6 protein-coding genes, 4 pseudogenes and 1 other annotated feature are annotated in these 9,012 nt (G+C 61.9%); of the genes and pseudogenes, 3 read left to right on the plus strand and 7 right to left on the minus strand.

Features of this window, described 5'->3' with window-relative positions; translation table 11 throughout:
• On the plus strand, nt 1–682 hold a 682-nt coding region (gene istB, locus BM140_RS24730; protein WP_091951468.1), incomplete at its 5' end, for an IS21-like element helper ATPase IstB.
• A gap of 349 nt (nt 683–1,031) precedes the next feature.
• A pseudogene (locus tag BM140_RS24735) lies at nt 1,032–1,331 on the plus strand (IS481 family transposase); the annotation flags it as partial.
• A gap of 238 nt (nt 1,332–1,569) precedes the next feature.
• On the opposite strand, the gene BM140_RS24740 reads toward BM140_RS24735, so the two are convergent.
• Nucleotides 1,570–2,847, minus strand: coding sequence for an IS110 family RNA-guided transposase (locus BM140_RS24740; protein WP_091952111.1), 1,278 nt, complete (start codon nt 2,845–2,847; stop codon nt 1,570–1,572).
• Between the two features lie 233 nt (nt 2,848–3,080).
• Between BM140_RS24740 and BM140_RS26155 the strand changes: the two are divergent.
• Nucleotides 3,081–3,395: pseudogene (locus tag BM140_RS26155) on the plus strand (integrase core domain-containing protein); the annotation flags it as partial.
• Between the two features lie 28 nt (nt 3,396–3,423).
• On the opposite strand, the gene BM140_RS25615 reads toward BM140_RS26155, so the two are convergent.
• The 6 genes and pseudogenes from BM140_RS25615 to BM140_RS24765 all read right to left on the minus strand — a co-directional run.
• Complete coding sequence (locus BM140_RS25615; protein WP_207549510.1) at nt 3,424–4,470, minus strand: hypothetical protein; 1,047 nt, start codon at nt 4,468–4,470, stop codon at nt 3,424–3,426.
• A gap of 623 nt (nt 4,471–5,093) precedes the next feature.
• The gene (locus BM140_RS26060; protein WP_165616558.1) at nt 5,094–5,255 is read right to left on the minus strand and encodes a hypothetical protein; all 162 of its coding nucleotides are present in this window, start codon (nt 5,253–5,255) and stop codon (nt 5,094–5,096) included.
• A 635-nt stretch (nt 5,256–5,890) separates the two neighbouring features.
• Nucleotides 5,891–6,043, minus strand: a pseudogene (locus BM140_RS25280) (integrase core domain-containing protein); the annotation flags it as partial.
• Nucleotides 6,033–6,784 (minus strand): annotated as a pseudogene (locus BM140_RS24755) (IS3 family transposase); the annotation flags it as partial. The pseudogenes BM140_RS25280 and BM140_RS24755, both read right to left, overlap by 11 nt.
• Nucleotides 6,402–6,518: a sequence feature (AL1L pseudoknot), on the minus strand. Its footprint overlaps the pseudogene before it by 117 nt.
• Before the next feature lie 257 nt (nt 6,785–7,041).
• Nucleotides 7,042–8,679, minus strand: coding sequence for a DUF6538 domain-containing protein (locus BM140_RS24760; protein WP_244535631.1), 1,638 nt, complete (start codon nt 8,677–8,679; stop codon nt 7,042–7,044).
• 42 nt (nt 8,680–8,721) lie between these two features.
• Nucleotides 8,722–9,012, minus strand: a 291-nt coding sequence (locus BM140_RS24765) for a transposase (RefSeq protein ID WP_165616559.1), incomplete at its 5' end; no start/stop codon positions are given.

Genomic DNA, 9,012 nt, shown 5'->3' on the forward strand with positions numbered 1-9,012 from the left:
TTTCCTCGCAGCCATCGCCGAGCACGAGTTGGCCGAGCGCGACAGACGGCGCATCGAGCGTCATCTCGCCGAGGCACGCCTGCCGCCGGGCAAGACGCTCGACGGCTTCGACTTCGCCGCCGTGCCGATGCTCTCGAAGGCCCAGGTCATGGCGGTCGCCGCCGGCGACGCGTGGCTCGCGCAGGGGGCCAATCTGCTCCTGTTCGGCCCACCCGGCGGCGGAAAGAGCCACCGCGCCGCCGCGATCGGGCTCGCTCTCGTCGAGGCCGGCTTCAAGGTGCTGTTCACCCGCACCACCGACCTCGTCCAGAAGCTGCAGGTCGCCCGGCGCGAGCTCGGCCTGGAGGCGGCTATCACCCGGCTCGACCGCTTCGATCTGCTGATCCTCGACGACCTCGCCTACGTCACCAAGGATCAGGCCGAGACGAGCGTTTTGTTCGAGCTGATCAGCGCCCGCTACGAGCGCCGTTCCCTGATGATCACCGCCAACCAGCCCTTCGGCGAATGGGGCCGGATCTTCCCCGATCCGGCGATGACGCTCGCCGCCGTCGACCGGCTGGTGCACCACGCCACCATCTTCGAGATGAACGTCGAGAGCTATCGGCGCCGCACCGCCCTCGACCGGAAGCGCGGTCCCGGCCGACCGCCGACCCGCGCGACAATCAAAACCGCTGACGCGTGACGCGCCGCGACACAAACCTCGCTCAAAACTGTCTTGCGCGGGTCGATCGACCCGCTCATCATCAACCCGCCGCGACACCGGTCTCTCATCCTGATTGTCGCTCGGCTCTCATCCAGATCGTCGCGCTACAACCACCGACACCACCGCGCCCGGCACGAGCGTCTCCTCCAGGATCCGCGCTCGGTCGTCGGCGCTCCAGCGCCTGCGGCCGGCTGCGCCGTCGATCACCTCGAAGCGCCGGACGGCCCCCGTCGGCTCAAGTCTAGGGTCAAGTCGAGACACAAAACGATCCTCCATCCCGGATCGTCAGAATGCCGAATCAGACTCCTCCCATGAAGGTGCGATCAGGACACCGCTTACGCTGCATCGCTGCCTGCAGCGGCACGGGATCAGCCGATTGCCGGAGGTCGACGGCGACAAGCCGAAGCGGTCGCGCTTCAAGGCCTATCCGCTCGGCTACTTCCACATCGATCTGGCTGAGGTCCACACGGCCGAAGGACGGCTCTACCTGTTCGTCGCCATCGACCGCGCGACCAAGTTCGCCTTCGTTGAGCTCCACGAGAAGGCGACGCGAAGGGTCGCGGGTGACTTCCTCCGCCATCTGATCGAGGCCGTGCCCTACAAGGTCCACACGGTGCTCACCGACAACGTCCTACGTAGCGAGGAAGGACGGCTGGCCAGGCAACAGGTCTCTGTCCGCGAACATGCGCCCGCGGTGTGTTTGTCGTCAACGTCGATCCAGGTGGCTCCTGCCGATCCGGAAGAACTCTCGGCCATAGCGAACACAGGATCCAGCCGACGCGCGTCGCGCCGTGGTCCTCACCGTCCTCAACACGAGATGTCGATCCAGGCAGGAGACCCGAGCATTATCTACAGGGTCGTGGTTCTCACGCCCTCACGGCTCTGCTGAGAGGGGTTCTCCCACCTGGCACCGGCCCCTCGACGAAGGGCCGGTAGTCGGCACCGGTCTTGATGACGGCGTGCACCACGCGCGCCATCTTGGCGGTGATTGCGGTCAGCGCCTTGCGCCGCAGGTCGGCATCGTGCCGGTCGCGGGCGATGTAGCGCTCGAACTTGTCGCGGAAGCCGTTCTCCCGCTGCCGGATGGCCACCTGCCCAGCCAGCCAAAGCGTACGCCTGAGCCGGGCGTTGCCGTACTTCGACAGTTTGGTCTGGCCGCGGAAGGTGCCGGATTGCTGGGTGGCCAGATCGAGGCCACAGAACTTCAGGAACTGGCGGTGATGGCTGAAGCGGCGCAGGTCGCCGGCCTCGGCCAGGATGGTCAGGGCGTTGATCGGGCCGATGCCGGGGATGCGGCGCAGCAGCTTGTAGTCGGCGCTCGCCGACAGGAGGGTGTCGGCCGCAGCCTCGACCGCGTCGCGTTGCCGTATGAGGCCACGCACCTCGCCGATGACGAGCCGGAACATGCTCACCGCCGGAGCGTCAAGCGGCACCGGCAGGCCGATCGAGCTGCGGGCCGTCTCGTAGATGTCGCCGAGCAGTTGCGCCTTGGCGACCTTGCGCCCAACGACATCCCAGGCGGCGGCGATGAAGGCCTCCTTGCTCAGCGCGGTGATGCTGGCGGGCGTGGGGAAGTGATCGAGGAAGGCGAAGAACCAGTCCGAGCGGCTGTTGTGGCGGAAGCGGTCGACCTCCGGGAAGTACAGCGGCAGGTAGTGGGTCAGGATCCGATGCAGCACCTCGGTCTTGGCCCGCGAGACGGCGTCGTGGGTCTTGAATAGTTCCTGCACGTCGTTGATGCCGGCGGCGAGCGGGTCGTGGTAGACCTGCGAGGCGCCGATGCGGATCATGTGCAGCATGACCTGGGCGTCCTTCGGGTCGTTCTTGTCCCAACCGTTGTGCAGGGCCTCGCGGGTGCGGGCGAGCCCCACGGACGAGATCAGGCGCACGGCAAAGCCCGCCTGGAGCAGGCGCCAGGCAATCGGGCGGTGATAGTTGCCGGTCGCCTCGAACCCGTAGGTCACCGGCTGACCGAGATCGGTCAGGAGCGTGATCAGCCGATCGTGCTCGGCTCGGGTGTTGAGCACGCTCAACCGGCGTCGTCGGCCGGAGCCGGGCACCTCGATGAGGACCTCGTTGCGGGCCTTGGCGACGTCGATGGCTACGAGAACGCCGGCCGGCGGCGTAAGCTGTGGTCTGGTCATGGTCGATCCGTCTCCGGAATGAGGCTTCGAACACCATCACTCTAGAGACCTGCCGATCGGCCATGACCACCCGGGGCGGCGCGCTGCGCTCCGCATGGCTTCGCGCGCCGCACCAGAGCCGTCGAGCCATCTTCCCGATGTGCTACGGCACGCACTTCACCACACCCGGCAACATCGCTTCGGCCGCCTCCATCATCCGGGAGGCGATCGACGCCGGCGAGACCTTCCGAGCCCACAGCTTCGAGTCCGCCTGCGCACGCAACGAGATCGACCATCGTCTGACCAGACCGCGGCACCCCTGGACCAACGGTCAGGTCGAGCGGATGAACCGCACAATCAAAGACGCGACGGTCAAGCGCTACCACTACGACAGCCACGCTCAACTGCGCGCTCATCTGGCCGACTTCGTCAGCGCCTACAATTTTGCCCGCCGTCTCAAGACCCTGCGCGGTCTCACGCCCTACGAGGCTATCTGCAAGGCATGGTCCGCCGAGCCCAGTCGCTTCAGGGCAAACCCGCTCCACCAAATGCCGGGACCAAACATCTAGCTACTCATTCAAAAACAAAACTGTAGCGCTAGGGGACTAGATTACATTTTATCATATCGCTCAAGTCATTCTGAATCATGAGATTGCTGCCAAATACGCGGCTCAACTCATCGGAACGCGTGCCGAGGCCGCAATTATCGCGCCCAACAGCGTCATCCGCTACAATCACCCCTCCTTGAATTGCCAAGTAACCCGCGTATCTGTTATGATGCGCTATAGTCCGAAGCGCTCTGATCGTACCGTTTGTAATTGCCGCGAAGCCGGCTAGGTGATTGTATGACGACACAGCACCTTCAGCATCGATTGTCCCGCCGTATTCTGCAACAAATCCAGTTCCGAGATTGCGATCTTGATCGGTCGCATTCATCGCTTTGCTTCGCCGAACATAAAGATGTCCACCATTGAAGGCAAAGTAACTTGCATCTCCGTTGTCACGTGCAGAAGTGCCTTCAGCCCGAATTGTCCCGTTACGACGGGCGGTAAAACCGTAGTAGAAGCCTATTACCCGAACTCGCTCGCCGGTCATGATGAACCCACCCTCATCGGCAATCACTGCCGAGCCGAGCCCTCGTCGCGCGGGCGCGGCATGCTCGATGGTCACGCCGTCGATGTAGCCGAGAATGCCATTGGCTCCAACATAGAAGAGGTCGTGCGACCCTTCGCTGACAATTCGGCAGCGCTCTGGCTGTTCGCGATTGCCGATGATGCCGATGCGCGCCCCGTCCGGGTGGCGCAGCGACAGCATGGCCCCAATCGGGTGCTCACCATCCTCGAGCATGAGGTTTACTTGCGCTCCCGGCGGAATCGTCCAGCCGTCTAGTCCTACGACTGCCTCAGACAACGTTCGCCCACCGCGGCGAATAAATACGCTCGTCACCTTGCCGCGCGGCACGCGCCAATCCTGGCCTAGGAGGTCATCGGCCCCGTGCACCTGGTCGCAGCAAGGCTTTAGTAAGGCTGCTCCCACCACCGCCGCAGCACCGCCGATCAGACCTCGACGGTTCAGCCCACGTCCTGATTTGAAGGAGCTTAACATCTTATACATCATCAGCGATCTCAAGAGAGGGGTGGACACGTGCCTGTGGATCTGCTGCTCGAAAATAGTCGCCGCCCAACAAGAAATTAGGTCGCTATCAGCCTGCTCACAGCCATAGTGGGAAGCGTTACTTTAAATTTAGGCAACGCGTGGCCCCGGCCGGCAAAAATGCTCAATACCCCGACGCAGATCGAACGCATTCAGCATTAGTGCCAAGCCTGCCACGACGCAGAGCTGCATTACTGGAGTACAAATGATTAGGAGCTTGTTGGAATCGATTAATTGAAAAAATTTTACTTTCCACAAAGATAGAAAAGATATTGGCGCTTAATGGAGTTCACAGCGTGCATCAGGAATCTAATATATATCACCTTGGAGCATAGCCCAGCGCGTCTACCGCCAGATGAACCATCTCCCACCGCTTGCGCTTACCTCCGTCATAAACCACCCGTTTGCCGCTCCGATACCGTTTCCTGTATTTGAGAACTGGCCGTAGTTTGATACGGCTTGGGCGTCCGGCGGTCTTACTGTTTCCAGGTCCGTTGCGATGACGCACGCTGTGTCGTCGGGTGCGACCGTCAATCGGCACGATCCCGGACGCCCTGTTTGCATAGTCCGAACAGTCGGCTGGGTCCAGCTGCGGCGGGCGCCCGCGTACATATCTACCGCCCTACACGCCTGAACTCCAGCCCGCAGAGCACCTCTGGCGCCTCGTTGACGAGCCCCTTGTCAACCGGCACTTCGAGACCCTGGCCGACGTTCAGCACCTCATCGAGAACCGATGCCGCGATCTCGAAGCCGATCCAGGCACCCTGCGGGACCACACCCTCTTCCATTGGTGGCCACACAGAATCAACCCGATCTGATCATTCGAAAACTATCAGACCCTCATGGATCCTCTACGCGACAGCTGTAATGATCCTCGTCCGCCGCCTCGGACGAGGATTATGGTTTATTGGGCGGACTCTGAGTTAGTAAAATACTAATGCAATATCTTACAACGACAAAGAACTCAATGCGAGTAATTCGTAAGTTTTTTCTTCTCTTTGCAAATAAAATTTAGGCCTTTTTTTGACAAAGAAACGATACATCCATGTCCATCCTCCACTTTGTCAACATGAACCAAATCGAGGGCAAATAACTTAGATATCATAAGTGCGACAGTCGGAGCTTCAAACGCAGTTGGGTCGAAACGGTGCGGGTGGCTTTTAAGATTTTTGAGCAAATATATTTCTGTTTCATTCAGACTTTCTGACAGAAGCCCGCCTTCAACACTAAGATTATTGCAGTTTATGGCTTTCATATTGAAATCCCCTATCGATCAGGTCTATTATCCGCACTTGATTGCTGCAAAACGCGGCGACCAGTTCGCTGCCGATGCCTGCCCCAAATCCAATAGTCTATGAACACAGTTAGAGCGCCTAACAGGATGGAATTGACCACGTTTGTGATCCACACCTTATGCAAGCTCTCGGGCAATGACAGTTTGGTCGGCGAAGGCTCGAGGCGTCAAGCCGCCCAGGGCCGTAAGAGGTCAATCTTCGTTGTAGTGGCACCTCCATTCCTCGATGCGCTCGCGGGCATCGGCCAGCGACAGGAACCACAAAGCCGACCCAGGTCGCGACATAGGTGAAGTCGCTGACCCATAACGTGTTTGGACGTGGTGCCTTGAACTGCCGGTTCACCCGGTTGAGCGGACAGGGGGCCGCCGAATCGGGGATGGTGGTGCGGACCTTCCTACCCCGCAAGATGCCTTGCAGCCCCATGACCCGCATCAGACAAGCCACCGTGCAACGAGCCGCCGCAATCCCTTCCTGGCCGAGTTGCCGCAAGACCTTGCGCACGCCGTAGACGTGGAAGTTCTCCTCGAACACGTGCCGTATCTCGACCATCAGCGCCGCGTCCGAGCGAGCCCGGGCTGGCAGCCTGCCGGGATCGGCCCGCCGCGCGGCATGAGCGTAGTACGTTGACGGGGCGATCGGCAGAACCTTGCAGATCGGCTCGACCCCGTAGGCCTTCTGGTGATCGTCGATGAAGGCGATCATGTCCGCGATCGGCGGTCGAGCTCCGCCAAGGCAAAATACGCGCTGGTCTTCCTGAGAATCTCGTTGGCCTGCCGCAACTCTCGGTTCTCCCGCTCCAGCGCCTTGATCCGCTTGCGCTCGTCCGTTGTCGGGCCGGCCCGCTCAGCTTGGCGCACCCAGTTGCGTAGCGTCTCGCTCGAGCAGCCGATCTTGGACGCGATCGAGCGGATCGCCGCATATTGCGAGCCGTGCTCGCCCTGATGATCGAGCACCATCCGCACCGCGCGCTCGCGGACTTCAGGCGAAAAGGGCGTGCTGCGCTTCGTCATGGCTCCAACTTCTTAAGAGGGGGAGCTTCCGGGAAACCCAGCGCGGTTCAGTAGCCGAGCGAGGCATGCTGGACAAGTGCAGATGATGTCGATCACGACGGATTGCCGGTTTCACCTATCTTTAGCAGCACCCGACAGAGCTCGAAAAGTCCAGCATTCGCAATTATACGTGGATGAGATCAAAATATTCAGAATATAAATTTTGTACAGCACCTGAATTAGACACCAATTTGGCCCTGATCACCTGAACCAACTGCTCAAACCTCGATCCGAGGTAACCGCATGATGGCGTCGGTTCGAGCTTTCAGCGATACACTGCCGTATCGCTCGCCCACACTCTTGGCGGACCATCCGCACAGCGCATCGATCACGTTGCCTGATACGCCCGCTTCCGTCGCCACTGTGCGGAAGCGGTGCCGCCAGCTGTGATTGGGGCTGACTCCAGGGTCGATGACGTGGTGACGCGCAAATTCGCTGAGGCGGTTTTTCACCCCCTGTAAGGGACCGGCGATCTGGCCTTTGACGTCCGGCACAATGAACAAACGCTCGCCCCGCCCCCCCTCCACGAACGCCGGAAAGCCGAGCTCGACCAGTTGAGGATGCAGGGGCACTTCGCGGGCCTGCTTCGTTTTCACCGTCCCAGCCTCCGGGGTGATCCGGAGCACCCACACCCCCTCGGGGTATCCAGCCACCGTCTCCCGCCGGAGATCCTGTCGACGCAACTGCGCAATCTCGCCGACGCGTGCGCCGGTGAAGGCGAGCACCCACGGGATCCAGTGTTTGGCCGCGTAGGTCTGCGGCAACTCCCGCCCCGGTGTCAGGTCCGAGGCGGCGCGAAGCAGCGTCCTTGCCTCCTCGGCCGTGAACTCGCGCTCGCGCAGCTTCACCTTTGCGGCCTTGGCCACCGTTACGCCGAGCGCCGGATTCTCGATGATGCGCCCATTGTCGAGCGCCCACCCGAACACGGCTTTCAAGGCAGCCAAATCGCTGTTTTTGACCGTCGTGGCCGACACCAGATCGCCGTTGCGCTTGCGGCTCGCAAGGCGGTGATCCTTGAACCGGACGATGTCATGCTTCGTCACGCGGTGCGCATTGTCGTGACCGAGAAAGGCGACCAGCAAGCGGAAGGCATGGGCGTACGCCTCGTGCGTGGAGGCTGCCTTGCCAGTTCGCTCCGCCTCCCGCCACCAGGCCTCGACGAGGGCGGTCAGGCTGATGGGCAGCAACGAGTTCTGTGCCATTTCAGCTGGCGGCGTAGCCATAGCGGATGTTGGCATGGCCGGCCGCACGACGAGGGTTTGACCAACGTCGACCGCCTCACCGCGCATCGCGGCGTGGAGAGCGAGGCTTGCCCGCTGCATCACCGCCGCGACCGCTCGCGCCAGCTTTCGGCGATCCGTTTCGTCGACCACGAGGCCGCGCCGTTTCAGCAGGGCGTCCGCTTGTTCGCTGCACCAATCCTCCATCGCGCACCGGGCGTGAACGGAGGAATCGGCCGCTTCCTCGATGAGTGCGGCGCCTACGGCCGGCCGCAGCGACCAGCCCGGCGGGCGGCGGGGCCAAAGCCCATCGCCGAGATCGGTTCGCCAGAAGGTCTGCTGACTCGGCTCATCGCGATGCTGATCGAACCACCATGCGGAGAGCGGGGCAGCGAGCTCATGCGCCTCACGCTCGCTCAGCGACGCCGCACCGCAACGGAGGTTCGCCCATCGCTGTTCTAGCTCCAGTAGAGCGCTGGCATGAAGCCCCTTGGCCCGAACCGGATCTTTTGTACCGAGGCTGATCTTCTCCTCGCGCTTGCCGACGCGTGCGAGGAGGTCGGCTGGCACGGCCCGCCGCAGATAGTAGATGCCGGTTTTGGGATGCTTCCAGGGCCGCGTCGTCATCAGCGCCATTTGTACCACCCGCTTGTACCACCCGGGCAGTCCTTAGAGCGCCTAACAGAACCGTCTGATCTGTTTGAGGGTGATGAGGCTGGCTGCGAGGGTGGTGAAGGCGTCGTAGATGTCGGCGCGGCGCTCGTAGCGGACGGGCAGGCGGCGGAAGCGGTTGAACCAAGCGTGAGTGCGCTCCACGACCCAGCGGTGGCGGCCGAGCTTTTGGCTGCTCTCGATGCCTTTGCGGGCGATGCGTGGGACGATCCCACGCGCCCGACACTCCTGGCGGCGCGCCTTGGCCTCGTAGGCCTTGTCGGCGTGCAGCTTGTCGGGGCGTCGGCGCGGTCGACC

Source organism: Methylorubrum salsuginis, from assembly GCF_900114375.1.
GTDB classification, from domain to species: domain Bacteria; phylum Pseudomonadota; class Alphaproteobacteria; order Rhizobiales; family Beijerinckiaceae; genus Methylobacterium; species Methylobacterium salsuginis.

What these genes read in the sequence shown, in the direction of transcription:
- BM140_RS24760 (WP_244535631.1), bottom strand. Translation starts at nt 8,679, where the DNA reads ATGGCGCTGATGACGACGCGGCCCTGGAAGCATCCCAAAACCGGCATC.
- BM140_RS24740 (WP_091952111.1), bottom strand. Translation starts at nt 2,847, where the DNA reads ATGACCAGACCACAGCTTACGCCGCCGGCCGGCGTTCTCGTAGCCATC.